Source organism: Thermomonas beijingensis, assembly GCF_020034655.1.
GTDB classification, from domain to species: domain Bacteria; phylum Pseudomonadota; class Gammaproteobacteria; order Xanthomonadales; family Xanthomonadaceae; genus Thermomonas; species Thermomonas beijingensis.
Genome location: NZ_JAIQDJ010000001.1, coordinates 1196008 through 1221389 on the forward strand (window position 1 = coordinate 1196008; position 25382 = coordinate 1221389).

General features: G+C 61.6%; 19 protein-coding genes and 2 pseudogenes. 11 read left to right on the forward strand and 10 right to left on the reverse strand.

Features of this window, described 5'->3' with window-relative positions; genetic code table 11:
• Positions 1–30: 30 nt before the first annotated feature.
• Together K7B09_RS05625 and ubiU are read right to left on the reverse strand one after the other, a co-directional pair.
• Positions 31–903 carry a U32 family peptidase gene (locus K7B09_RS05625; protein ID WP_223627602.1) on the reverse strand — a complete coding sequence of 291 codons (873 nt, stop codon included), beginning with the start codon at positions 901–903 and terminating at the stop codon, positions 31–33.
• Between the two features lie 9 nt (positions 904–912).
• Positions 913–1911: a ubiquinone anaerobic biosynthesis protein UbiU gene (gene ubiU, locus K7B09_RS05630; protein WP_223627605.1), complete on the reverse strand. Its 999-nt coding sequence runs from the start codon at positions 1909–1911 to the stop codon at positions 913–915.
• Between the two features lie 258 nt (positions 1912–2169).
• Between ubiU and K7B09_RS05635 the strand changes: the two genes are divergently transcribed.
• Together K7B09_RS05635 and K7B09_RS05640 are read left to right on the forward strand one after the other, a co-directional pair.
• A complete protein-coding gene (locus tag K7B09_RS05635; RefSeq protein WP_223627607.1) occupies positions 2170–2649 on the forward strand; it encodes a DnrO protein in 480 nt (159 codons plus the stop codon).
• 56 nt (positions 2650–2705) lie between these two features.
• Entirely contained in the window at positions 2706–3752 is a 1047-nt protein-coding gene (locus tag K7B09_RS05640; protein ID WP_223627609.1) for a LacI family DNA-binding transcriptional regulator, read from the forward strand.
• 9 nt (positions 3753–3761) lie between these two features.
• On the opposite strand, the pseudogene K7B09_RS05645 reads toward K7B09_RS05640, so the two are convergent.
• Positions 3762–5486: pseudogene (locus K7B09_RS05645) on the reverse strand (alpha-amylase family glycosyl hydrolase).
• Positions 5487–5497: 11 nt separating this feature from the next.
• Positions 5498–6982, reverse strand: coding sequence for an MFS transporter (locus K7B09_RS05650; RefSeq protein WP_223627611.1), 1485 nt, complete (start codon positions 6980–6982; stop codon positions 5498–5500).
• 160 nt (positions 6983–7142) lie between these two features.
• Here K7B09_RS05650 and K7B09_RS05655 point away from each other — a divergent pair, with 160 nt between their 5' ends.
• From K7B09_RS05655 to tpx, 6 genes are all read left to right on the forward strand, one after another.
• The gene (locus tag K7B09_RS05655; protein WP_223627613.1) at positions 7143–8762 is read left to right on the forward strand and encodes an alpha-glucosidase family protein; all 1620 of its coding nucleotides are present in this window, start codon (positions 7143–7145) and stop codon (positions 8760–8762) included.
• 4 nt (positions 8763–8766) lie between these two features.
• Positions 8767–10800: a glycoside hydrolase family 97 protein gene (locus tag K7B09_RS05660; RefSeq protein WP_223627616.1), complete on the forward strand. Its 2034-nt coding sequence runs from the start codon at positions 8767–8769 to the stop codon at positions 10798–10800.
• Positions 10801–11054: 254 nt separating this feature from the next.
• Complete coding sequence (locus K7B09_RS05665; protein WP_223627618.1) at positions 11055–13847, forward strand: TonB-dependent receptor; 2793 nt, start codon at positions 11055–11057, stop codon at positions 13845–13847.
• 146 nt (positions 13848–13993) lie between these two features.
• Positions 13994–14323: a lipoate-protein ligase small subunit gene (gene lplB, locus K7B09_RS05670; RefSeq protein WP_223627620.1), complete on the forward strand. Its 330-nt coding sequence runs from the start codon at positions 13994–13996 to the stop codon at positions 14321–14323.
• A gap of 1 nt (position 14324) precedes the next feature.
• Positions 14325–15095: a lipoate--protein ligase family protein gene (locus K7B09_RS05675; protein ID WP_223627622.1), complete on the forward strand. Its 771-nt coding sequence runs from the start codon at positions 14325–14327 to the stop codon at positions 15093–15095.
• Positions 15096–15150: 55 nt separating this feature from the next.
• Positions 15151–15651 carry a thiol peroxidase gene (tpx, locus tag K7B09_RS05680; RefSeq protein ID WP_223627624.1) on the forward strand — a complete coding sequence of 167 codons (501 nt, stop codon included), beginning with the start codon at positions 15151–15153 and terminating at the stop codon, positions 15649–15651.
• 27 nt (positions 15652–15678) lie between these two features.
• Here the strand turns inward: tpx and K7B09_RS05685 are convergent, their stop codons facing one another.
• The 6 genes and pseudogenes from K7B09_RS05685 to K7B09_RS05710 form a co-directional block, all read right to left on the reverse strand.
• Entirely contained in the window at positions 15679–16086 is a 408-nt protein-coding gene (locus K7B09_RS05685) for an OsmC family protein (RefSeq protein ID WP_223627626.1), read from the reverse strand.
• Between the two features lie 35 nt (positions 16087–16121).
• A complete protein-coding gene (locus K7B09_RS05690; RefSeq protein ID WP_223627628.1) occupies positions 16122–16988 on the reverse strand; it encodes a pirin family protein in 867 nt (288 codons plus the stop codon).
• Between the two features lie 114 nt (positions 16989–17102).
• Positions 17103–17486, reverse strand: a complete 384-nt coding sequence (locus K7B09_RS05695) for a hypothetical protein (RefSeq protein ID WP_223627630.1) — start codon at positions 17484–17486, stop codon at positions 17103–17105.
• A gap of 9 nt (positions 17487–17495) precedes the next feature.
• A complete protein-coding gene (locus tag K7B09_RS05700; protein WP_223627632.1) occupies positions 17496–19187 on the reverse strand; it encodes a pseudouridine synthase in 1692 nt (563 codons plus the stop codon).
• A 46-nt stretch (positions 19188–19233) separates the two neighbouring features.
• Positions 19234–19914, reverse strand: a pseudogene (gene scpB, locus K7B09_RS05705) (SMC-Scp complex subunit ScpB); the annotation flags it as partial.
• A gap of 5 nt (positions 19915–19919) precedes the next feature.
• Complete coding sequence (locus tag K7B09_RS05710; protein ID WP_223627634.1) at positions 19920–20834, reverse strand: segregation and condensation protein A; 915 nt, start codon at positions 20832–20834, stop codon at positions 19920–19922.
• A 290-nt stretch (positions 20835–21124) separates the two neighbouring features.
• Between K7B09_RS05710 and K7B09_RS05715 the strand changes: the two genes are divergently transcribed.
• The 3 genes from K7B09_RS05715 to smc all read left to right on the forward strand — a co-directional run bounded on the left by K7B09_RS05715 (position 21125) and on the right by smc (position 25374).
• Positions 21125–21424: a YciI family protein gene (locus tag K7B09_RS05715; protein ID WP_223627636.1), complete on the forward strand. Its 300-nt coding sequence runs from the start codon at positions 21125–21127 to the stop codon at positions 21422–21424.
• A gap of 47 nt (positions 21425–21471) precedes the next feature.
• Positions 21472–21741 carry a BolA family protein gene (locus tag K7B09_RS05720; protein WP_374348601.1) on the forward strand — a complete coding sequence of 90 codons (270 nt, stop codon included), beginning with the start codon at positions 21472–21474 and terminating at the stop codon, positions 21739–21741.
• Between the two features lie 129 nt (positions 21742–21870).
• A complete protein-coding gene (gene smc / locus K7B09_RS05725; RefSeq protein ID WP_223627639.1) occupies positions 21871–25374 on the forward strand; it encodes a chromosome segregation protein SMC in 3504 nt (1167 codons plus the stop codon).
• Positions 25375–25382 lie beyond the last annotated feature (8 nt).

A 25382-nucleotide genomic window follows, 5' to 3' on the forward strand; every position in this document is an offset into this window, starting at 1 on the left:
CCATCATTACCTGTGCCAGCAGCTTGCCGATCAAGTCGTCATTCGCATGCCGGCTTCGCCATGCCAATAGCCGTTGCGTTCACCGATGTGGGGCGGTGGGGTGTCACTGTGGCGTGCGGCATCGAAGTGTTGCACGATGGTCTCCATCCCTTCAGCTTGCGGGTACAGGCGCAAAATATCGACACCCAAGCTGCGCAGCTCGGGCAATTCCGGGCCAAGGTCGGTGATTTCTTCGCCCTGCACGCTGATGCCATTGATGCGCAGGAACGGGCGACCTTCGCGGGTGGCCAGCGGCATGCCATCGGGATAATCAATACAGCGGAAGCCGCATTGGTCTTTGGGTACATCCAGTGCGCGTGCGGTAAAACAGCGGGCCGAATACGACAATGGCAGCCGGCCCCAGCCAATCACTTCCAGTTCCGGCATGGTGCGGCCATCACCGAGCACGCCGTCCTTCAATTCGCCAATCAGGTTGCGGCCTTGTTCAACGCCCGGCACCCAGCGGCGCAGGCCATCGTCCATCAGCATGGCCAAGGTGCGGTGGTTGTACACATTGAGCGATGGCCCGGCGACGAATGCGCGGCCTTTTTCCTTGCAGAGCTGTACTGCGGAGAGGTCATTGGCTTCGATCCAGAAGCCGCCATGCGCAATCTGCCGATCCAGCACGCTGAGCTCGGCTTCGGCTTCGATCAGCGCCAGCGTGGACAGCACGATTTGCTTGCCCGATGCCGCCAATTCCTCGGCCAATGCCAGCCATTCCACGGTGCGCAGTTCGCGCCGCTTGCTGCACACGGTTTCGCCTAGATAAATGATGTCCACCGGCCATTGCGCGGCTTGCCGATAAAACGCCAGCGTGGTTTCACGCGGCCAAAAATACTGCAACGGGCCAAGGCTGAGTTTCATCAAAAATCCTTAATGCCAAGCGCGGTGATAGGGGCCCAGCGTGGTCTGGTGGCCTTCGGCATGGCGCGCAATTTCGGCCTGCCATTCGGGCTTGACGTGCCAGTGTTCCGGGTTGGTCTTGAGCTGATCGATGGCGCTGCGCCAGGTGCGCGTGACCGAGCTGACATAGGCCACGCCACGTTGCCTGCCTTCGATCTTCAGCGCCACCACGCCGATCTGTTGCAAGCGCGGCAACAACGCCATGGTGTTGAGACTGGTGGGTTCTTCCAGTGCGTGGAAAATTTCATTGCCCACAGCAAAACGGCCCTTGCACACCGTGGGGTAGCCGGCGGGCTCATTGGGCTTGAACTCATCGATCAACACATCGTTCAAGCGCACGCTGCGGCTACCGTCGGTGTGTTCGTCCCAGCGCACAAACTTGGCAGGCGAGCACACGCCGTGGCGATTGGGTGATGCGCCCGTCACATAACTGGACAGTTGGCAGCGGCCTTCCACCATGATGCACAGGCTGCCGAAGGCGAAGACTTCCAGCGGCACGGGTGATCGCTCGCACAGACGTTCCACTTGTTGCAGTGACAGCACCCGTGGCAGCACCGCACGGCTGATGCCAAAGCGGTCATAGGCATATTGCAGGGCCGGCGCGGTGGTGGCGCTGCCTTGCACCGAAAGATGACGTGGCAGTTTGGGGTAGGTGCGCGCGGCGTAGTCCAGCACCGCCATTTCTGCGGCGATGATGGCATCGGCGCCAAGGATGGCGGCGTTATCCACGGCGGCATACCAATCGGCCAAACGGGCGCTGTCGGGGTAGGTATTCAGCGCCAGATACACCTTGGCACTCTTGGCGTGCGCATAGCGAATGCCGGCGCGCAGCTCGGCATCGGAAAAATTCAAACCCGGGAATGCGCGGGCATTGGTCTGGTCACGGAAGCCGGCATACACCGCATTGGCACCGGCATCCACCGCCGCTTGCAAGGCCGGCAGACTGCCGGCAGGACACACCAGTTGCATGTGCAGGTTCCCGTGCTGGAAAACAGGCATGGTGTTGCCAATGCGCGTTGGCGTCATTGATTTGGGTCAAAGGCGGGGTGGGGGCACTGGCAGTTGATACGGCGGACGCGGGCCATCCATGGCCTGCTTGAACCTTTTGCCCCAGCCCGAATTGCTGCCGCCAGCGTTATCGCTTTTGCACGTTGACCTGGATCATGGTCAACACCCCGCGCCCGTGCGAAGGTAAAGCAAGATCCTTTCGCATCTTGGAGTGCTGTGATGAAAACGAACACTATTGTTGCTGCGATCGCCAACCTTGCCTGCGCTGTTTGTGCGTCGCCTGTACTGGCGCAATCGTCTGGCCATGCCGGTCACGATGCACATGCCACGCACACCGTGCAGCCTGCTGCGGCCACCACGCCTGCGCAGCGCTGGGCCACCGATGCGCCATTGCGTGCAGGTATGCGCAGTATTCGCCAAGCCGTGCAGGCGCTTGATCATTATGAACATGGGCATATGGATGCCACTCAAGCGCATAACACCGCGCAACAAATCGACACCGCCGTCAACCAGATGATTGCCCAATGCAAACTCAAACCTGATGCGGATGCCGCCTTGCACGGGCTGCTGGTGAAATTCATCGCCGGCGCCAAGGCGGTACGTGAATCACAAGACGCACCGATGCCACAGATCAACGCCATGCGTGAGGCGTTGGTGCAGTACCCGCAGCTGTTCAATGACCCGGGTTGGGCGAAGTAGCGCCTGGCTGCGGGCGAAGAAGAAACAGCGGCGTGGCATCTTGCTAGACTCGCAGCATGACCGAGCCCCGCCATTCCCGCAAAAAGACCCGCGTGACGTCTCTGGACATCGCCCACCGTGCGGCGGTGTCGCAGGCCACCGTGTCGCGGGTGCTGGCAGGCAGCCCGCTGGTCAACGCCGAGACCAAGCGACGGGTAGAGCAGGCGGTACGCGAATTGAATTACAAAGTCGATCGCCACGCCTCCAGCCTGCGCACCCAGCGCGCCGGGACGCTGGCGTTGCTGCTGTTTGAAGACCCCACGCCGGATGATTCGCACATCAATCCGTTCTTTTTGTCGATCCTGGGTTCCATCACCCGCGCCTGTGCCAAACACGGCCATGATTTGCTGGTGTCGTTTCAGCAGTTGTCGGACGACTGGCATGCCGACTACGAAGACAGCATGAAGGCCGATGGCTTGATTTTATTGGGCTATGGCGACTATCTGGCCTACCAGAGCAAGTTGGTGCATCTGCTGGCGCAAGGCACCCATTTCGTGCGTTGGGGGCATGTATTGGAAGACCAGCCGGGGATCACCATCGGCTGTGACAATCACGCCGGTGGCCGCATGGCAGGTCAACACCTATTGGATTGCGGGCGGCGCCAGATTGCCTTTTTGGGCGATGCGTCAACCCGCTTCCCGGAGTTTCATGCGCGTTATCAGGGCTGCGAAGCGGCGCTGCAGGATGCGGGGCTTTCGATGTCGCCAGGCTTGCAAGTGGATGCACCCAGTACCGAACAGGCAGGTTATGACGCCGCGAAAGTATTGCTGGCGCGCAAGCGGCCGTTTGATGCCGTGTTTGCGGCCAGCGATCTGATTGCCATTGGCGCGATGCATGCGTTGACGGAAGCAGGCTTGCGTGTGCCCGAGGATGTCGCCGTGGTGGGCTTTGATGGCACCCCGATGGCGCGGTTTTCCAACCCGCCGTTGACCACCGTGGTGCAAGACACCTCCAAGGCGGGTGCATTGCTGGTGGATGCCCTACTGCGGCTGGTGCGCGATACCCCGGCACAAAGCCAGACCTTGCAGCCCACGCTGGCGATCCGCGCGTCCAGCGTGGGGTGAGGGGCTCGGCTACGGCAGCCGTGCCCCGGCCATCGCCACATTCAAGGCGGATGCTAGCGCGGTATTGGTGACGGGCGCATCCAGCACAAAGACCTGTACTCCGTGCGCGGGTACGCGGGCCTCCAGCTTGCCACCCGTGGCAACGTGCTGCGTGCTGGCATCCAACGGCGAGTGCCAGCGCCCGGCTTGCAGCAGTGAATCAATTGAAAATGCCGCCTCGGCATCTCCCTTGTTGAGCAGTACCAGCGCAATCTGGTGCACCCCCGCGTGTTGATAGACGCGATAGAACGCGGCGCGGTTGCCTTGCAGTTCGATATCCAACTGCACGCCGCGTTGCAAGGCGGGCGTGTTGGCACGCAGATTGGCAATCCGGGTCAGGGCCGCGTGGATGGGACTTTTGCTTGCCTGCGCAATGCCGTCCACACCAAAATAATTGCGGTTGCCGCCATGCTCGGGGCGGCCACGCATGAAGCCCATTTCGGAGCCGTAATACACCACCGGAATCCCGCGCGCGGTGAATAGCCAGTTGTGTGCGTCGATAAAGCCGTTGTCACTGGCGTCCAGCCGCGGCATATCGTGATTGTCGTAAAACGTGGCCAAGTCATACGGGTTGGCATACGGCCCGCCGGTCAGGTGCAAGGATTCGGCCATGCGCTCGAAGCCTTGCTGCTTGCGTCCAAACACCCCTTCCATCGCCTGCTTCATCGGAAAATCCAGCACGCTGGTTTCGCCGTGGCCGCGCAGGGTGTGCTGGGCAATCGTGTTGGCGTTGTAGTCGAAGGCTTCGCCAAACATGAAAAAGCCCGGGTGTTTGCTGCGGATGCGGGTGGTGAATTGTTGTCAGAAGCGATCGGGCATCCACGCGATGGTGTCGATACGAAAGGCGTCTGCGCCTTGCTCGATCCACTGCTCGTAGGCGCCGGCCAGATAGTTCAGGACATCCGGGTTGTGTTCGTTCAAGTCCGACAGCTGGGCCAGGTTGCCATCGAAGATCGAGCCCTTGTCGCCATCCACCGGCCCATGGGTGTTGTAGAAGCGGTGCAGCGGATTATGCACGGGGTCGAGTTGTTGCGGTGGCAGGTTTTGATGGTCGGCCACCAGTTTGCCGGTTTGGTCATAAAGTTTGCCGAATTGGGGCTGATCAAACGCCATCCCCCATGCCGGAGAACCGTGATTGCCCACGATGTCCAGCACCAGCTTCATGCCCTTGGCGTGCATGGCTTTGGACAGGTCGCGAAAACCCATGCCGGGGCTGGGCAGGTGTTCATCGACCTTGTAGAAATTCACTCCCCAATAGCCGTGGTAGCCGGTCTTGCCTTTATCCGCGAGGATGCCGCCACAGGTGGGTGCAACACCGCCGGTGAAACTTTCGTCGGGGTTATCGACGATGGGCGTGATCCATACCGAGGTGAAGCCCATTGCGTGGATGTAGTCCAGATGATCGGCGATACCTTTGAAGTCGCCGCCCATGTAGCCGATGTTGCCGGATACGCCATTGCAGGGTGGCAGCGGAATGTTGAAGGTGTGCAGCGCGCCGCCTTGGTCGCGCTGGTCGTTGGCGGGATCGCCATTGACGAAGCGGTCGGTCATCACGAAGTACACCGCTTGGCTGGCGAAGGGTTCCAGCGTGCCGTAGTAGTCCTGGGTGGCTTGCGCGTGGTTGCGCGGTGCAGCAAAGGCGCAGGCGGCAAGCAAGCCGCTGGCAAGGATGGAGAGGGTAAGCGAACGGCGCATCACGACAGTCCTCATGCGGTTTTCTCGGTGGGCAGACGCACCCGCAATACACACAGGCCGGCCACAATCATGCTGGCGCCGCCAATTGCCAGCGCATGGATGGGGTGACCGCCCAGCAAGGTTTTCAGCAGAAAGCCCAACAAGCTTGCGGCGACCAACTGCGGAATCACGATGAAGAAATTGAAGATGCCCATGTAGGTGCCCATCTTGGCGGCAGGCACGCTGTCGGACAGCATTGCGTAGGGCAGTGACAGGATCGACGCCCATGCAAAGCCCACGCCCAGCATCGACAGCAAGAGCCAATGCGGGTCATGGATCCAGCCAATCGACAGCAAGCCCAACCCGCCCAGTACCGCGTTCAGTAGGTGGCTTATGCGCAACCCAAAGCGGCGCGCCATCCACGGAATCACCATGGCGGCCAGCGCGGCAAACCCGTTGTAGGCGGCAAATAACACCCCCACCCAATTGGCACCGGCGTTATAGGCGGCCGAAGCCGGATCGGTGCTGCCAAAGTGCACTTCGGTGACGGCGGCGGTGGTGTAGATCCACATCGCAAACAATGCAAACCATGAGAAGAATTGCACCACCGCCAATTGCGCCATTGCCGGCGGCATGTCGCGCACATCATCCAGGATGCGGGTAAAGGCGTTGTCGGCAGCCAGGAAGGTGCGCACCAGGAAGGCAAGCCCGAATCCACAGAACAACCCGGCGAGGATGTACAGCGCCTTGTCCAGCGTGCGGCTTTCCACCAAGGCTGCCAACAGCAGGCCCGCAGCGATGGCAATGCAAGCGAGGCTGCGGATCTGCACGGTGTGATGGCTGCGGCTTGCCTGGGTGGGTGCCGCATCCCAATGCGCCAGCATGTCCGGCGGATATTCGCGGGTACGCAGCACCGTCCAGCCAATGGCGCCTAACAGGGCCACGCCGCCGGCATAGAACGCATAGCGCACGGTATCGGGGATCTGTCCCGCCGCGGCGGTATTGGCCACGCCCATTTTTTCCAGCACATAGGGCAGGGCACTGGCAACCACCGAGCCTACGCCGATGAAAAAGCTCTGCATCGCAAACCCGGTGGGGCGTTGCGATGCGGGGAGCTGGTCGCCCACGAAGGCGCGGAACGGTTCCATCGAGATATTGATCGAGGCATCCAGCACCCACAACATGCCGGCGGCAATCCACAACGCGGGCACATTGGGGAAGGCGAACAAGGCCAGCGATGCCAGCACCGCGCCGACCAGAAAATACGGGCGGCGGCGGCCCAGGCGCGACCAGGTGCGATCGGAGAGATAGCCAATCAATGGTTGCACCAACAGGCCCGTCAACGGCGCGGCCACCCACAGGATGGGGATGTCATCCATCCCTGCGCCAAGGGTCTGGAAGATGCGGCTGACATTGGCATTTTGCAGGGCAAACCCGAATTGGATGCCCAAAAACCCGAAGCACATATTCCAGATTTGCCAAAATGAAAGCGCTGGCTTGGTGGTGCTGGTGTGCATGCAATCCCCTGGCCCGAATCGGCCCGTTGTGCGGCTTGGGCTGCAGATATACCGCAGCCGGCTGCCATGGCGTGGTGTAAACGTATTCACTTGCGAATCACTGCACAACACCTGTGTTGCCCGGCATAGTCCAAGCCGAATGCAGGGATGTGGGGCGAAGATGACAGTGCAAAACTGGTGGCGTGGCGCGGTGATCTATCAGATCTACCCGCGCAGTTTTCTGGACACCAATGGCGATGGTGTTGGCGATTTGCCGGGCATTTTGGCAAAGCTCGACTACATCGCTTCACTCGGTGTCGACGCGATTTGGATCTCGCCATTCTTCACTTCGCCGATGGCTGATTTTGGCTATGACATCGCTGATTTTCGCGGTGTGGACCCGCTGTTTGGCACGCTTGCGGATTTTGACCGCGTGCTGGACAAGGCGCATGCCTTGGGGCTGAAGGTGATGATCGATCAGGTGTTGAGTCATTGCTCCGCCGCACATCCGTGGTTTACCGAAAGTCGGCAAAACCGTGACAACCCGAAGGCCGACTGGTTTGTGTGGGCCGACGCCAAGCCCGATGGCACGCCTCCCAATAATTGGTTGTCGTTGTTCGGGGGCGTGGCATGGACGTGGGAACCGCGACGTGGGCAGTACTACCTGCACAATTTCCTGACCTCGCAGCCGGATTTGAATTTTCATAATCCGCAGGTGCGCGCGGCGCAATTGGAGAATTTGAAATTCTGGCTGGATCGCGGCGTGGACGGTTTCCGTCTGGATTCCATCAATTTCCCGTACCACGATGCGTTGTTGCGCGACAACCCTCCCAAGCCGGCGGCACTGCGCACCGGGCGCGGCTTCAGTGCAGACAACCCTTATGCCTTTCAATATCACCTGTACAACAACACCCAGCCGGAAAATCTGGGGTTGCTGGAAGACGTGCGTGCGTTGCTCAACCGCTATCCCGATGCCGGCGCGCTGGGCGAAATTTCGTCAGAGGATTCGTTGGCCACCACCGCCGAATATTGCACGCCTACGCGCCTGCATATGGGCTACAGCTTCGAGCTGCTGACCGCAGACAGCAGCGCCAACTACATCCGCAGCACGATACAAGCACTGGAAGCCAAACTCACGGAAGGCTGGCCATGCTGGGCGATTTCCAACCACGATGTGCAACGTGCGGTCACCCGCTGGGGCGGGCAGCATGCCGACGATGCCTTGGCCAAACAATTGATTGCCCTGGTGTGTTCGCTGCGTGGTTCGGTGTGTTTGTATCAGGGTGAAGAATTGGGCTTGCCGGAAGCGGAAGTGCCCTTCGATGCGCTGCAAGATCCGTATGGCAAAGCGTTCTGGCCCAATTTCAAAGGCCGCGATGGCTGCCGCACGCCAATGCCGTGGGATAGCAGTGCCGATGCGGGCTTCAGCAGTGGCGCAGCATGGTTGCCGGTGCCGGAAGCACATCGCCCCCGTAGTGTGGCTGCGCAGGAAGCCGCACCGACGTCCGTGCTGCATGCAGCGCGTGCGTTCCTGCAATGGCGGAAGGCGCAACCGGCGCTGGTGTATGGTGCAATCGCCTTTGTGCCGGCACCGGACAACGTCCTGGCATTCGTGCGCGAAACCGACGGACAACGCTTGTTGGCGGCGTTCAATCTTTCCGATGCCGCAGTGCAATGGGCGGGTTATCCAGGCACCGACCTGCTGGATGTGCCGGGGATGTCCACGGCCGCCATTGCGGCGCACACATTGCACCTTCCGCCACGCGGCGTGGCGATTTCAACATTGAACGGGCAGGACTGATGCAATGAAATTCCTTTCATATGCATTGCTGTTGGCGTTGGCTTTCCCAGGGTTTGTCCATGCCGAACACGTGGCGCAGGTGCAATCCCCCGATGGGCGTATCCAGGTGCAGCTGGATCTCAATGGTGAAGGGCGCCTGGCCTATCGCGTGCTGCGCGATGGCAAGCCGGTGATCAATGATTCGCGGCTGGGTTTCATCTTTCGCAATGGCCGCCAGTTGATGCGTAATCTGCAGCTGGAAAAACAAGCGACACGCAGCCAGGACGACACCTGGGAGCAGCCTTGGGGTGAGCGCCGTTTCGTGCGGGATCACTACAACGAGTTGCGCGCAAGCTTTGTCGAAAAAGACATGGATCACCGCCAATTCGACATGGTGTTCCGGGTATTCGATGATGGCGTTGGCTTTCGCTACGACGTGCCCAAGCAACCCAAATTGCAGGAAGCGCAAATCGTCGAGGAGTTGACCGAATTTTCCATCGCACGACCCGCCACCGCATGGTGGATTCCGGCACTGGAGTGGAACCGCGAAGAATACCTCTACCACCGCACGCCGCTTGCGGAAGTCGGCATTGCGCAAACTCCGCTGACTCTGCGCACCGACGATGGCCTGCACATCAGCCTGCACGAGGCCGCACTGGTGGACTACGCCGGGATGAATTTGCTGCATGGTGAAAACGGCGTGCTGCGTGCTGCACTCACCCCGGGTAGCCCGACGCCGGTGGTGCGCAGCACACCCTTCGTCACGCCGTGGCGCACCATCACCCTGAGCGACAACGCCGGTGGCTTGGTGGAATCGAACTTGATCCTGAACCTCAACGAGCCCAACACACTGGGTGATGTGAGCTGGTTTACACCCGCCAAATACATGGGCGTGTGGTGGTCCATGCATCTGGATCAGCAGAGTTGGGCTACCGGCCCCAAACACGCAGCCACCACCGCCAACACCAAGCGGGTGATGGCGTTTGCAGCCAGCAATGGGTTTCGCGGCGTGCTGGTGGAAGGCTGGAACCCGGGCTGGGATGGCGACTGGTTTGCCAATGGTTGGGGCTTTGATTACACCCGGCCCACCGCAGATTTCGATTTGCAAGGCTTGGCAAAATACGGTGCGGCAAAAGGCGTGCACCTGATTGGCCATCATGAAACCGGCTGCGCCGTGAGCCACTATGAGCGCCAGCTTGATGCGGCGTTTGCGTTGGATCAGCGCAACGGCATTGATGTGGTGAAGACCGGCTATGTCTGCGATGCCGGCCAGATCGAACGGCAGGATGTTGTGGATGGGCCGGTGCTGCGCGAATGGCACGAAGGCCAATGGATGAGCAACCATCACCTGCGCGTAGTGCAGCAAGCCGCCAAGTACCACGTGGCGATCGATGCGCACGAGCCGATCAAGGACACCGGCCTGCGCCGCACGTATCCCAATTGGGTGTCGCGTGAAGGTGCACGCGGGATGGAATACAACGCCTGGGGCAACCCGCCCAATCCGCCCGAACACGAAGTGACCCTGGTGTTCACGCGGATGCTGGCTGGCCCGATGGATTACACCCCCGGTGTGCTCAGTCTCACTGGCCGGCATGGGCAGGAAATCCAGAGCACCTTGGCACGCCAGTTGGCGCTGTACGTGGGCATCTACAGCCCCATCCAGATGGCTGCCGATTTACCCGAGCATTACCTCCAGCATCCCGATGCCTTCCAGTTCATCAAGGACGTGGCGGTGGATTGGGATGAAAGCCATGTGCTGGCGGGTGAAGTGGGGCAGTTTGTCGCGGTTGCGCGCAAACAACGCGGCGCACCGGTGTGGTTCCTGGGTGCGATGAATGACCGCACGCCGCGTACGCTGGCACTGAAGCTGGATTTCCTGGATGCCGGCAAACGCTACCGCGCTGAGATCTATCGCGATGGTGATGGCGCCGATTGGAAAGGCGATGCGCGCTTCAGGTTTGTGCGGGAAACCAAAACCGTCACCTCGAAGCAGGCGCTCTCGCTGTGGCTGGCGGCTGGTGGTGGCGCGGCGGTGCGATTGTCGCCATTGCCGGAATAAGGCCGGCTATGGACGCTGGAAAGCGCCCCCAAAAAGCGCTTTCCAAGTCATGTGTCGCGTTGTGAAAGTGTGTATTGATGCGGGTTTCACGGGTTTTCTGGGGGGCGCTGCAATGAATACGTATGCAGGGTCTTTCGTTTGCTGTTGCACTGTCACAACATCGCCATGTTCATGCGTTTTCAAATGATGCAGGCATGAAAAAGTGGATGGCAACAGACCATCCAATCATTGAATTACCATTTCCGGAGGGGAAGATGGCGCAGTTAAAGAGAAACCTGTTGAGCGTGGCGCTCGCCACCGCAACCATGATGCTGGCCTTGCAAGTGCAAGCACAGGAGGCTGCACAAGCTGCCGCCACGCCGGGTGCGGCAGCCAAAGCAAAAAAGAAGGCGGATGACGCCAAGAACCTTGATGCGGTCGTTGTCACCGGTATCCGCGGTGGTATCGAACGCGCCATCGACATCAAGAAGCAATCGACGTCGATCGTCGAGGCGATCTCCGCCGAAGACATCGGCAAGCTGCCCGACGTCTCCATCGCCGAGTCCATCGCACGCTTGCCGGGCGTGGCGGCGCAGCGCGTCGCTGGTCGTGCGCAGGTGCTTAGCGTGCGCGGCCTGTCGCCCGACTTCGCCACCACGCTGCTCAATGGCCGCGAACTGGTCAGCACCGGCGACAACCGCAGCGTCGAGTTCGACCAGTATCCGTCCGAGCTGATGGCCGGCGTCACCGTGTACAAGACGCCCGACGCCGCGCTGGTGGGGCAGGGCCTGTCTGGCACCATGGACATGCGCACCGTGCGCCCGCTCGACTACGACAAGCCGGTGGTCGCGCTCAGCGGCCGCTGGCAGCGCAACTCGCTGGGGTCGGCGGCCAACGAAGGCGGTACCGGCAATCGTTTCAACGCCAGCTACATTGGCCAGTCAGCGGATCGCACGATCGGCTATTCGATCGGCTATTCGCATTCCGACACGCCGATCCAGGAAAACCAGGTGGGCCTGTACGAGCCGTGGGAGCTGATGAAGGAGGCGGGATGGCGCCCCGGTGTGCCCGCCGGCACCTATTACTCGAATGGCATCAAGGCGCTGCGCCGCACGGGTTACACCAAGCGCGACGGCGTGATGGGCACGTTGGAAGTGCGCGCGAGCGATGCGTGGATCAGCACGCTCGACGTGTTCCATTCGCAGGCGAAGCAGGAGAACACGGCCAACCAGTTCGAGGTCAACCTGAGTGGCTGGAACGGTGGCTACGATCCCGGCCTGAACATCGGCGGCGCCACGGTGAACGGCAACAACACCTTCACGGGTGGCACCGTGCAGAACGTCTACCCGCTGGTGCGCGGCATGTACAACCACCGCAAGGACACCATCGAGGCGGCCGGCTGGCGCAACGAGTTCTTCTTTGCGAACGGCATCAAGCTCACCGCCGATGCCAGCTGGTCGCGCGCCAAGCGCGATGAGTTGAACCTGGAGAACAACGCGCAGATCGCGCCGCCGCCCGCGCTGGATTCGCTCAACCTGTCGATTTCCCAAAGCGGCTTCTCGCAGATGGTGCCGACGCGCGATTATTCGGACGCGTCCAAGCTGTTCCTGCGCAACACGATCTACGGCTCCGGCTACGGCAAGGTGCCGAAGGTGGATGACGAGCTGAAGAGCTTCCGTCTGGATGCCGATTTCCCGGTTCCCGCTGCGCTGGGGAACGCATTCTCGGCGCTCCGCGTTGGGGTGAACTATTCCGATCGCAGCAAGCAGAAATGGCAGCCGGAAGGCAATATCAACGTCGGCGCCCAGGGCGACACCACGATTTCATCGGATCTGCAATACGGCCTGGTCGATCTTGGCTTTGCGGGCATCGGCATGATTCCGTCGTGGAACGTACCCGGCGCGGTGGCCAAGTACATGACCTTCAACCCGGTCGACAACCAGCCGTGGCTGATTCCCAAGGCGTGGACGGTGAACGAGAAGATCAGCACGGGCTTCGTGCAGGCCAACATCGATACCGTGTGGGGCTCGGTGCCGGTACGCGGCAATATCGGCGTGCAGATCCAGCATACCGACCAGTCGTCCGACTCGCGCGTGTGGGACAACTCGCAGCCGGCCGGGCATGAAATCCGCCCGTATTCAAACGGCAAGACCTATACCGACGTGCTGCCCAGCCTGAACCTGGCGTTCTCGCTGGCCGATGACCAGACCCTGCGCGTTGCGCTGGCGCGCCAGGTCGCGCGTGCGCGCGTGGACCAGCTGCGCGCGTCGGTCGATTTCGGGGTTGACACCACCACTGGCAAGCCGGGCGCCGGCGGCGGCAACCCGCTGCTGGACCCCTGGCGGGCCAATGCGTTCGACATCTCGTGGGAGAAGTATTTCGGCAGCAAGGCCTACATTTCCGCTGCCTACTTCTACAAGCAGCTGACCAGCTACATCTACACGCAGAATCGCGATGGCTATGACTTCACTGCCTTGTTGCAGGGCTGGGTGCCGCCGGCTGGCATGACCGTGCCGGTGCAGACCACGGGCACCATGTCGGCGCCGTTCAATGGCAAGGGCGGCAAGCTGCAAGGCATCGAGCTGACCGCATCGCTGCCGCTGGACCTGGTGTTCGGCAATGCCTGGCAGGGTTTCGGCGTGGTGGCCAGCGCCAGCTTCAACGACAGCAGCATCAAGATCCTCGACCCGGATAGCGCCAACAGCGTGGGCAATGGTCCGATCGCGTTGCCTGGCCTGTCCAAGCGCGTCTACAACTTCACCGCGTATTACGAACGTGACGGCTTCGAGTTCCGCATCAACAATCGCCGCCGCTCGGACTTCATCGGCGAGATCGGCAACTTCGATGGCAACCGCACCCTGCGCTACGTCGTCGGTGAGAACATCACCGACGCGCAAGTCAGCTATACCTTCAGCGACAGCAGTGCGTTCAAGGGCCTGAGCCTGCTGCTGCAGGCCAGCAACCTGGGCGACGAAGCCTACCGCACCTACGCCGGCAGCAAGGACCGTCCGCTGGAATACATCAAGTGGGGCCGCACCCTGCTGCTGGGTGCCAGCTACAAGTTCTGATCACGCGGCAACGTGTGATGCGCAAAGCGTAACTCCCAAGGCGTAACTCCCCTTACCCCCGCCAGCGCTGCTGGTGGGGGTTTTCTTTGTTGTCGGTTGTCATGCCGATACGGCTGATTGTCGACGTATCGGCCTAGAATGCCGGGATGCGCAAACATGCCGAATACAAGGTGCCCGGGGGCAAGTTGGTGGTGGTGGATCTTGCCATCGACCAGGGTCAGTTGCGGGACGTTGCCATCAGCGGTGATTTTTTTCTTGAACCTGACACCGCATTGACCGCCATCAATATGGCGCTCAATGGCCAGTCGCTAACGGCGAGCATGGCTGAGCTGGCAGCAGTGGTTGCCCGTAGGCTGCCGGACGACGTGCGGATGTACGGCATTAATGCCGATGCGATTGCCGTGGTGGTGCGCCGTGCAATGGATCAGGAAGATCAGGCGGGTCGTGCAGGCAGCGGCATGGCGATGGAGGGTTAAGGTGAGCAATTGGAACGATTTTGAGTGGCAACTAATCCACGAAGAACCACGCGCAGCTGCCTTGCATATGGCGCTGGACGAGGTCATCACCGATGCGGTGGCGGCTGGCCAACGCGCACCCACGCTGCGGGTGTGGGAGTGGGCCGCGCCTGCAGTGGTCATAGGGCGCTTCCAGTCGTTATGCAACGAGGTGGATGAGGCCGCTGCCGCCCGCCATGGCATTGATGTCGTGCGTCGAATTACCGGTGGTGGCGCAATGTTCATTGAGCCCGGCAATACCATTACCTATTCGTTATCGGCACCTGAAACCTTGGTGCAAGGCATGTCCTTCGAGCAGTCGTATGCGTTCATGGATCGCTGGGTACTGACGGCGCTGCATTCATTGGGGATTGATGCGTGGTACCAACCCCTGAATGACATCACCTCCAAGTCCGGAAAAATCGCCGGCGCTGCGCAAATGCGGCGCGGTAAAGCGGTGCTGCACCACGTGACCATGGCCTATGATATCGACGCCGACAAAATGCTGGACGTGTTGCGCATTGGCCGTGAAAAATTGTCGGACAAAGCCACCCAAAGCGCCAACAAGCGGGTGGACCCATTGCGCAGCCAAACCGGTTTGCCACGTGAGCAAGTCATCGCACGCATGATCGACACCTTCCGCGATCTGCATGGGCTGCAGCCGGATACGGTGCGTGCAGACGAGCTGGAGCGTGCGCAGCAATTGGTGCTGGAAAAATTTGCAACCCCTGCGTGGCGTGCACTGGTGACATGATCGTCATCTTGCAGCGCTTAAACTGGCGCCCCCCCTCATTCAACAGGAGTACGTCATGTCCATCGTCAGCTTGCACGGCAACCCAGTCAACCTGGCTGGCCAACTTCCAGCCATCGGCAGCCAAGCGCCTGCATTCACGTTGGTCGCTGCCGACCTGAGTAACAAATCGCTTGCCGATTTTTCCGGCAAGCGCAAAGTGCTCAATATTTTCCCGAGCGTCGATACCGGTGTGTGTGCAATGTCGGTGCGCCATTTCAATCAGGATGCCGCGAATTTGAGCAACACGGCGGTACTGTGCATTTCCGCTGACCTGCCGTTCGCACAAGCGCGTTTTTGTGGTGCCGAAGGCATCAGTAATGTGACCATGCTGTCGATGATGCGCGGTCGTGAATTTCTCGATACGTATGGGGTTTCCATGCAAGATGGGCCACTGGCTGGCCTGGCAGCCCGCGCTGTGGTGGTGCTGGATGCACAGGACACTGTGCTGTACACCCAGCTGGTCCCCGAAATCACCCAGGAACCAGACTACGCGGCGGCGTTGGCGACATTAGCCTGAATGACCGCCTCTGTGTGAGGCCCTGCTTCAAACAAGCTGACTGGCGATGCGTATTTCGCCGGTCAGTATTTTATGGATCGGACAGGCGTTGGCGATTTGCAACAGCCGTTCGCGTTGTACGGTATCCAGCTCGCCATTGAGTGTGATCTTGCGGCTGATATCAGTGCCAGTGGCGGGTAAGCCGTCGGCATCAAGCGCCAGTTCTACCTGCACGCCGGTCAGTGGCCATTGCTTGCGACTGGCGTACATCATCAAGGTGACTGCGGTGCAACTGCCCAGTGCCGACAGCAGCAGGTGCTTGGGTGAGGGCCCGGTATTGGCGCCGCCCTCATCCAGAGGTTCGTCGGCTTGCCAACGATGGCCAAGCTCGTCTTCCAGGGTGACGAGGTATGGTGTGGTGCCGATGCTGGCGCGGACAGTGGGTGGGGTGCTCATGTGCGGCTCCTTGTTATTGAACGTGGTACTGACTGCTAGCGAATCTGGCCAAACTTGCCGCTATTGAAATCGGCAATGGCCTGGATGATTTCTTGCTGGCTGTTCATCACAAACGGCCCGTGGCCGACCACTGGCTCGTCGATGGGCTCACCGGCCAGCAATAACAGCTTGGCATTGCTGTTGGCTTCGACCATCACCCCTGAACCAGCGGTGGACAAGGTGGCCAGTTGCGCGGCGCGCAATACCGCCTCGCCATTGATCTGCACGGTGCCATCCAGCACCACGATCAGCGTGCTCCAGCCTTCCGGTTGCGGCAGTTCAACGCGCTTGCCGGCAGTCATGCGGATGTCCCACACGTTCATCGGACTGAAGGTGCGCGCCGGGCCCGGATGGCCGGCGTAATCACCCGCAATCACGCGCAGCGTTCCAGCCTCCGCGGGCAGCGCTACCGCCGGGATCTGTGCGTCCACGATGCCCTGATAGCCGGCCTGGGCCAGCTTGTCTTTGGCTGGCAGGTTGACCCACAGCTGCACCATTTCAAACGGCCCACCCTTGGCGGCATAGGCCGGTGAATGGAATTCCTCGTGCAAGATTCCGCCGGCAGCGGTCATCCACTGCACATCGCCCTTGCCGATGATGCCGCCGTTGCCGGTGGAGTCGCGGTGCTCCACCTCGCCGGCATACACAATGGTGACGGTTTCAAATCCACGATGCGGGTGCTGGCCTACGCCGCGGCGCTCGCGGGTGGGCTCGAATTGGGTAGGGGCGGCATAGTCCAGCAGCAGGAACGGGCTGCGCTCGGCCACGCCCGGGCCACTGTAGCCAAACATGCCATGTACCGGAAACCCATTACCCACCCAATGCCGGCCGGGGGCACCGGCGACTTCGAGAACTTTCTTCATGGCGTTGCTCCAATGCGGGCCGGCGTGATGCCGGTTGCCTTGGCCGATAGCATGTATTGTCTGATATTTGCAATCAATCTTTCAAAATATGACTGATTGTTCCATAAGTGATGTTTATTTGGTGAAGCTGATCTCCAGCGCCGTATAAAACGGTGTCTTTGGTGGCACGAATACGTGTTTGTCGCGAACATAGCGCTGCAAGCAGATCGCCAGTGGTGAGCTGCCTTGCCGCCACGTCTGCTGCACCCGGCCATCGGCATCCAAACGCATCACCACGGTGAAGGCGCTGAAGTCCTTTTGTGGCTTGCCCAGCGAGCATTCCACCACGCCCGCATCCAACAGCGTCTGCTGCGCCGCCAGCATTGCAGTATGTGCCGTACCTGTCACGCTGGCTTCATCACGCGTCGCCAGTGGCTTGGCATCAGAGTAGTCCAGCGGCGCGCTGGCACTCACCGATTGCGGGTCGGCGAGGAGCAAGGCCGCGATCAGCATCTGCATCACGGTGGATTACCGATTCCCACCACGCGGGCCGCCGCGGTTGCCGCCGGGCCTGGGGCCAGCGGGTCGCGGGCCACGTGGGCCGGCGTTGTTGGGGCCATTGCCGGATGGGCGTGAACCACCGGGGCGCGGGCCACCCGGACGCGGGCCGCGTGGGCGGTCTGCATAGGGGTTGAAGCCGCCGGGGTTGGCGTGGTCGGAAGGGAAGCTGGGGGCATTGCCGGGGTGGCCATACGGTTTGGCTTGGCGCTGCGGGCGGGCATCGCCAGCAAACCCGCCATACGGCTTGGGGCTGCGCGGGGCGTCGGCGTTGAAGCCACCTTCACGGCGCGGGCCACGGCTGTCGGCATTGAAGCTGCCATACGGCTTGGGGCTGCGCGGGGCGTCGGCATTGAAGCCGCCTTCGCGGCGCGGGCCTCGGCTGTCGCTGGCCGCACCATATGGGCGCGGGCCTCCGGCGGGCTTGTTGCCATACGGCTTGCGCGGGCCACGCGGGCCGTCGGGGTTGCGGTGGCCGGAGGGGCCGGTATCCACGCCATCGGGCACATACCAGGTACGCATGGCGGCGGGGTTGCCTTCACCGCGTTGCTCGCCGGGCTTCATGCGTTGGCCGGGCTGGTGCGGGCCTTTGATCTTCATGCGCTTGTCGGCTTGCTTGGCGGCCATTTCGCCGCTGACGGTCAGCCCGCCGCTGGGGCGCTTGCCGCCGCGACGACCACGGTCTTCGCGGAATTGGTCGAAACGGCGCAGCTCGCGGCCTTCGTCAGCGGTGTTATGGCCGCCCACGTAGCCGTGGCCACGGGCGTTGCCGGTGACTACCGTTTTGCTGGCTTTGCGCTGGCCCAGCACCGGCATCAGGGTGAGTGCGGACGGCGCGCCGTCCTCCAGTCCCACCGCCTTGCGCAGTGCATCCACCTCGGCCTGCGGCAGTTCTTGCGAATGCCCACGCAGCAGCGGTTGCGGCAGGCGTGCGCTGCCATAACGAATGCGCTTCAAGCGGCTGACCTGGCAGCCTTGCGACTCCCACAGTCGGCGTACTTCGCGGTTGCGGCCTTCTTTCAGCAGCACGCGGAACCAGTCGTGTGAATCAGTACCGCCGATGCGTTCGATTTCGTCGAATTTGGCCGGGCCATCGTCCAGTGCCACGCCACGGGCAAGGCGATCGACGATTTTGTCGCTGACCACATCTTCGCCTTCCGGCGCCCGCACGCGGCATACATATTCGCGTTCGACTTCATGGCTCGGGTGCATCATCGCGTTGGCCAACTCGCCATCGGTGGTCAGCAGCAGCAGGCCCGAGGTGTTGATATCCAAACGGCCGATCGCGACCCAGCGTGCACCTTTCAGCGCGGGCAGGGCGTCAAAAATGGTGGGGCGGCCTTCGGGATCTTCGCGGGTGGTCACTTCGCCTTCCGGCTTGTTGTACATCAGCACACGCGACGGGTCGGTCAGCGCGCTGGCGACGAAGGTCTTGCCATCGATGTCGATCTTGTCGCCGCCGGTAATGCTCATGCCGGTTTGCGCAGTTTCGCCATTGACCTTGACCAGGCCATCGGCGATCCGCTGTTCCAGTGCGCGGCGCGAACCCAGCCCGGCTTGCGCCAACACTTTATGCAGACGTTCTTCGATGCGAGGGGCCTCGGTGGCGGCGGCCTTGGCTTTCAGGCTCAGCGGGCGGCGGGGGGTCTTGTCATTGCTCATGGGTGTGCTCCGACGATGCGGGGTTCGCGTCGTCTCGTGTTGGGGTTGAATCGGGGTTATCCGAGGGTGTGTCTGAAGCGGCGTCGGCAATCAATTCCGCTTCGATGTTTGAATCTTCCGCATCCGTGGCGGGTTCTGCTGCCGGTTCGGCGATGCTTGCGGGGACTGCCGGTTCAAACGGCAATTGCGGCTCCAGTTCGCCGATGTCGCGCAGTTCCGACAGCGGCGGCAATTCGTCCAGACGCTTGAGGCCGAAGTAGTCGAGGAACGTCTTGGTGGTGGCCAGCAGCTCGGGCTTGCCGGGTACGTCGCGGTGGCCGACGACACGGATCCAGTCGCGCTCTTCCAATGCCTTGATGATGTTGCTGTTGACCGTCACCCCGCGGATTTGCTCGATTTCGCCACGCGTGATGGGCTGCCGGTAGGCAATCAGCGCCAAGGTTTCCAGCGTGGCGCGGGTGTATTTGGTCTGCCGCTCGCTCCATAGCCGGGCCACCCACGGGTGCACATCGGCCTTGATCTGGTAGCGCCAGCCACTGGCCACTTCGACCAAGGCCACACCGCGGTCGGCGCAGGCCTCTTGCAGGGCTAGCAGGGCGATGTCAACAGCGTTGTCGGGAATCGGTTCGTCGAGCGGGAACAAGCCTTTGAGCTGGACCAACGACAACGGTTGGTGGCTGGCCAGCAGGGCCGCTTCGATGATGCGGGTGATCAGGGGTTGGTCGATCTCGGTCATGCGCTTGGCTCGGTGTCGTCATCGAACTCGCTGGACAGCTCGGACAGTGCCGGAGTGTTGGCATCGCCAGCCAGCGACTTCACATAGATCGGTGCCATGGGTGATTCCTGCACGATATCCACCAACTGTTCCTTGGCCAGCGTGAGCAGGCCGAGGAAGGTGACCACCACGCCCAACTTGCCTTCCTCTGCGTTGAACAGGGATTCGAAGCGGTGGAACACACCATCGTTGAGGCGTTCCAGCAACTCGCCCATGCGTTGCCGCACGCTCAGGGCATCGCGTTTGATCGCGTGCTGGGTGAACAATTCGGCACGCTTGAGCACATCGTGCAGGGCCAGCAACATTTCGCGCAATTCCACCGGCGGCGGCAGGCGCACGCTGGCGTGTTCGGGCACGAAGGCGCTGGCCACACTGGTGTCGCGATCCAGGCGCGGGAGGCTGTCGATGTCTTCCGCAGCCTGCTTGTAGCGTTCGTATTCCTGCAGGCGGCGCACCAGGTCGGCGCGCGGATCATCTTCCTGGCCTTCGTCGCTGGGTGGGCGCGGCAGCAGCATGCGCGATTTGATTTCGGCCAGAATCGCGGCCATCACCAGATATTCGGCGGCCAGCTCGAAGCGCATTTCCTGCATCGACTGGATGTAGTCCACGTATTGGCGGGTGATCTCCGCCACGGGAATATCCAGGATGTCCAGATTCTGCCGGCGAATCAGATACAGCAGCAGGTCCAGCGGGCCTTCGAAGGCATCCAGAATGACTTCCAACGCATCCGGCGGGATATACAAATCCTTCGGCACTTCCACCACCGGCTGCCCAAGCACCATCGCCAGCGGCATTTCCTGCTGCTGGGGACGCGGGTTTGGATTGTGGGTGGCGGCATCGGCCGGTGGAGCGATGCGGGTTTCGGATGTCATCGGTTGGCGGCCCCCTCCGGGCCACACCTGTCGCAAGGGCCAGTCGGCCGGGGTACGTTGTCTTATGGATACGGGTTCGCCATGCCGATACGCATGCGCCGGAACAGGGCGACATCGAAACAGGTGGCGGGGGTGGCCGGATCGGCGGGTGCGGGGCGACGCGAACACGTCGGATGGCCGCACCGGCCGCAGGATCGGGCCGGGCACTGACTGGCAAGATTAAGGGTTGCCGGCGCGGCTGTCCACTGCAGCCCCTTACAATGCGGGCATTGATTCATGGAGGCGCGGCCATGTGGTATGCGATTGAAGGATGGGATGGGCCGGAGGTGCTGGCCAAACGGATGGCGGCGCGGGCCGAACATTTGGCGCGCTTGCATGCGCTGCGCGACCAAGGCCGCTTGTTGCTGGCGGGCCCGTGCCCAGCCATGGATGCCGAAGACCCGGGCCCGGCGGGCTTTTCCGGCAGCATCGTGATTGCTGAATTTGCTTCGCTGGAGGCCGCCCGTGCGTGGGCCGACGCCGACCCGTATTGCGCCACCGGCGTGTACCAGCGGGTGGATGTGCGCCCGTTCCGCAAGGTCTTGCCATGACTATGGGCTGGACCGAAGCCGATATCCCGCGCCTGAACCCGGAACGCATGGCGCAGATGCGAGCGCTGCTGACGCAGCACTTGGCGCCCACGCGCCTGGCGATCCGCGATGACAGCCACAAGCACGCCGGGCACGCTGGCAGCCGGCTTGGGCTGGGCCATTTCAGTATCGCGATTGAAAGCGCCGCATTCGTCGGCAAGCTGCCCTTGGCCCGGCACCGGCTGGTGTATGCGGCCTTGGGTGCGATGATGCAGACCGATATCCACGCCCTGTCGATCACTGCCACCGCCCCGGACGAGGTCGGCGGGACGAGCTAAGGCCCGCTATACTCATCCGCCGGCATTGATTTTGAGTGCCTTTTATTCCAAGAAAAACAATAACTTGGAATTCAAAATTGACTTAACAATAATGCGATGCACTAGCGTCGCCAAGGTTTACCGACGCGCATGCGCCTTTCCACCATCAAGTTGTCCGGCTTCAAGTCCTTCGTTGACCCCACTACCGTGCACCTGCCGACCAATATGACCGGCATCGTGGGGCCCAATGGCTGTGGCAAGTCGAACATCATCGACGCCATCCGTTGGGTGATGGGCGAAAGCGCGGCCAGCCGCTTGCGGGGTGATTCACTGACCGACGTGATTTTCTCCGGCAGCTCGGCGCGCAAGCCGGTCTCGCAGGCCAGCGTGGAGCTGATTTTCGACAACAGCGACCACACGATTACTGGCGAGTACGCTGCGTTCAATGAAATTTCGGTCAAGCGCACGGTCAGCCGCGATGGTCAAAGCGGGTACTACTTGAATGGCGGCAAATGCCGCCGCCGCGACATCACCGATTTGTTCTTGGGCACCGGGCTGGGCCCGCGCAGCTACTCGATCATCGAGCAAGGCATGATTTCGCAGGTGATCGACGCCAAGCCCGAAGAGCTGCGCGTCTATCTGGAAGAAGCCGCCGGTATTTCCAAATACAAGGAGCGCCGCAAGGAAACCGAAACCCGGATTCGCCACACCCGTGAAAATCTGGACCGCTTGAACGACTTGCGCGAGGAAGTGGGCAAGCAATTGCAGCACTTGGCGCGGCAGGCCAAACAGGCCGAGCAATACCAAGCCATTCAAGCCGAGCGCAGCATCAAGGATGCGCAGTGGAAGGCGCTGGAATTTCGTGCGCTGGACACGCGCCTGCAAGGGTTGCGGGAAAAACTGCTGCGTGAGGAAACCCAGCTGGAGCAAGTGATTGCCGAACAGCGCGAGGCCGAACGTGAACTGGAAACCGGGCGCGAGCGCCGCGAAACCGCCAGCCAGGCATTGAACGCGGCACAAGCCGGGGTTTATCAAGTCGGCAGCACACTGGCACGGGTAGAACAGCAAATCGCCCATCAGCAGGAGCTCTCGGTACGCTTGCAACGGGCGCGTGACGAGGCGCAGTCGGCGTTGGCCGAATTGGGCCAGCACATCAGCGGCGACGCGCACAAGCTCGATGTGCTGCGCGAGGCCTTGGCCGAAGCCGAGCCGCAATTGGAACTGCTGCAAGAAGCAGACCTGCTGCGGCAGGATGCTTTGCACGAGGTGGAGGGACGGCTGGCCGATTGGCAAACGCGCTGGGAAACCCATACGCGCGAGCAGTCCGAGGCCTCGCGTGCGGGCGAGGTGGAGCGTACCCGCATCGAACAATTGGACCGGCAGATTTTCGATGCCGACCGCCGCCGCAGCCAATTGCATGAAGAGCGTACCGGGCTGGATTTGCTGAGCTTGAGCGATGCCTTCGCGCAACTCGAACGGGAACACGAAACGCGCAAGGAGTCCCTAGAGGCGCTGACCGAACAAGTGGAGCTGCGCAAGCACGCCAGCGCTGAACTGCAAGAACAGCAGCGCAGCGCACAAACCGAATTGGCCGAGTTGCGCAAGCAAGCGCAGGCCGCGCGCGGTCGATTGGCCTCGCTGGAAACCTTGCAGCATGCGGCGCTGGGCCAGGAGCAGGGGGCCGCATCGCAATGGCTCAAGGCGCAAGGCTTGGACAGCGCGGTGCGGGTAGGCGAGCGTGTGGTAGTGGAATCGGGTTGGGAAAATGCCGTTGAAGCCGCCCTGGGGCAATTGATCGAAGCGGTCATCGTGGAGGCACCCGAACAGTTGGTGGACGCGTTGGGCGAACTGGGCGAAGGCCGCTTGGCGCTGGTCTCGGGTGTAGCCGACGACACCCACTATGCAGCTACTTCGCTGGCCGCCAAAGTGCAAGGTCCGCGTGCGATCCGGCGGTTGCTGGCGCGGCTGCATGCGGCCGAGACACTGGCGGATGCACGCAGCTTGCAGGCCAGCCTGGGCGAGGGCGAGTCGGTCATTACCCGCAATGGCGAACGCCTGGGTGAGGGCTGGGTGCGGATTGCGCGTTCGGGGGCAGCCAAGCAAGGCGCGCTGTTGCGTGAAAAAGACATCCAGCAATTGCGCAGCGATATCGAACACCATCAACACCGTGAACGCGATCTGGAAGCCACGCTCAGCCACCTGCGGGATGGTTTGCTGGCTGCAGAGCAGCAGCGCGAAGACGTGCAACGCCAGTTGTATCAAGCACATCGCGGGGTGTCGGAAGTGGCCGGCCAATTGCAAAGCCAGCAGGGACGGCTGGAAAACGCGCGCAACCGCATTGCCCGGATTGATGCCGAACTTGCACAGTTGGGCGAGAGTTTGGATGCCAACAAGGATCACGCCGCACAAGCGCGCATCCGGATTGAAGATGCGTTGGGCCGAATGGGGAATCTGGAGTCGGCCCGGCAAACGCTGGAGAACGAACGGCGCTACCTCACCGACAAGCGCGAGCAGGCGCGCAACGCCGCCCGCGAGGCACGTGATGCCGCGCATGCCTTGGCGTTGAGCCTGGAGTCGCAGCGCGTGCAGGCAGTGGCCTTGGCGCAAGCACTGGAACGCATGGGTGGCCAGCGCGGGCAGTTGGATACCCGCTTGGGTGACTTGGCCGCGCAGTTGGCCGAAGGCGATGCGCCAGTGCAGGCGCTGGAGGCGCAGCGCCAAGTGGCGCTGGAAGAACGCGTGCGGGTGGACCGTGAATTGGCGCAGGCGCGCTCGCAGTTGGAAGGTGTGGATGCTGAACTGCGCCAGTTTGAACAACTGCGCCAACAGCGCGATGCGCAAGCCTTGCAGCAGCGCGAGGCGATTGGTCAGCGCAAATTGGAGCAACAAGCCCTGGCGCTGAAGGCCGAGCAATACGCGGCTGCCGTGGTCGAGGCCGGCTTCATCGTCGAAGAGGTATTGAACACGCTGACCGATGCCGCCGACCGCAGCGAATGGGAACGCGCCGTTGCCGAATTGGATGGCAAGTTGCGGCGTTTGGAGCCGGTCAACTTGGCCGCGATTGCCGAACATGCCGAAGCGGCGCAGCGCAAGGACTACCTGGACGCGCAGGATGCCGACCTCAATACGGCGCTGGAAACCCTGGAGGAAGCCATTCGCAAGATTGACCGCGAAACCCGTGGCCGCTTCAAGGACACGTTTGATCGCGTCAATGCGGGCGTGCAAGAACTCTATCCGCGCCTGTTTGGCGGCGGCCATGCCTATCTGGAACTGACCGGCGATGATTTGCTGGATACCGGGGTCACCATTCTGGCGCGCCCGCCAGGTAAGCGCGTGTCGAATATTTCGCTGCTCTCCGGTGGTGAAAAAGCGATGACCGCAGTGGCGCTGGTGTTTGCGATCTTTCGCTTGAATCCGGCGCCGTTCTGCTTGCTCGACGAAGTGGACGCGCCCTTGGATGAAGCCAATGTCGGCCGCTTCACCGCGATGGTCAGCGAGATGAGCGAGGCGGTACAGTTCCTGTTTGTCACGCATAACAAAGTCACCATGGAAGCCGCGCGCCAGCTGTCTGGCGTGACCATGCGTGAACCCGGCGTAAGTCGCTTGGTGTCGGTGGATTTGGCCGAGGCTGCGCGTATGGCTGGTGCCGCATAAGGAGATTG

Coding starts and splice junctions, on each gene's coding strand:
- K7B09_RS05690 (WP_223627628.1), bottom strand. CDS start 16,988: ATGAAGAAAGTTCTCGAAGTCGCCGGTGCCCCCGGCCGGCATTGGGTG.
- K7B09_RS05665 (WP_223627618.1), top strand. CDS start 11,055: ATGGCGCAGTTAAAGAGAAACCTGTTGAGCGTGGCGCTCGCCACCGCA.
- K7B09_RS05710 (WP_223627634.1), bottom strand. CDS start 20,834: ATGACATCCGAAACCCGCATCGCTCCACCGGCCGATGCCGCCACCCAC.
- K7B09_RS05650 (WP_223627611.1), bottom strand. CDS start 6,982: ATGCACACCAGCACCACCAAGCCAGCGCTTTCATTTTGGCAAATCTGG.
- ubiU (WP_223627605.1), bottom strand. CDS start 1,911: ATGCAACTGGTGTGTCCTGCCGGCAGTCTGCCGGCCTTGCAAGCGGCG.
- tpx (WP_223627624.1), top strand. CDS start 15,151: ATGTCCATCGTCAGCTTGCACGGCAACCCAGTCAACCTGGCTGGCCAA.
- K7B09_RS05660 (WP_223627616.1), top strand. CDS start 8,767: ATGAAATTCCTTTCATATGCATTGCTGTTGGCGTTGGCTTTCCCAGGG.
- K7B09_RS05640 (WP_223627609.1), top strand. CDS start 2,706: ATGACCGAGCCCCGCCATTCCCGCAAAAAGACCCGCGTGACGTCTCTG.
- smc (WP_223627639.1), top strand. CDS start 21,871: ATGCGCCTTTCCACCATCAAGTTGTCCGGCTTCAAGTCCTTCGTTGAC.
- K7B09_RS05625 (WP_223627602.1), bottom strand. CDS start 903: ATGAAACTCAGCCTTGGCCCGTTGCAGTATTTTTGGCCGCGTGAAACC.
- K7B09_RS05635 (WP_223627607.1), top strand. CDS start 2,170: ATGAAAACGAACACTATTGTTGCTGCGATCGCCAACCTTGCCTGCGCT.
- K7B09_RS05720 (WP_374348601.1), top strand. CDS start 21,472: ATGGCGCAGATGCGAGCGCTGCTGACGCAGCACTTGGCGCCCACGCGC.
- K7B09_RS05715 (WP_223627636.1), top strand. CDS start 21,125: ATGTGGTATGCGATTGAAGGATGGGATGGGCCGGAGGTGCTGGCCAAA.
- K7B09_RS05695 (WP_223627630.1), bottom strand. CDS start 17,486: ATGCAGATGCTGATCGCGGCCTTGCTCCTCGCCGACCCGCAATCGGTG.
- K7B09_RS05700 (WP_223627632.1), bottom strand. CDS start 19,187: ATGAGCAATGACAAGACCCCCCGCCGCCCGCTGAGCCTGAAAGCCAAG.
- K7B09_RS05685 (WP_223627626.1), bottom strand. CDS start 16,086: ATGAGCACCCCACCCACTGTCCGCGCCAGCATCGGCACCACACCATAC.
- K7B09_RS05655 (WP_223627613.1), top strand. CDS start 7,143: ATGACAGTGCAAAACTGGTGGCGTGGCGCGGTGATCTATCAGATCTAC.
- lplB (WP_223627620.1), top strand. CDS start 13,994: ATGCGCAAACATGCCGAATACAAGGTGCCCGGGGGCAAGTTGGTGGTG.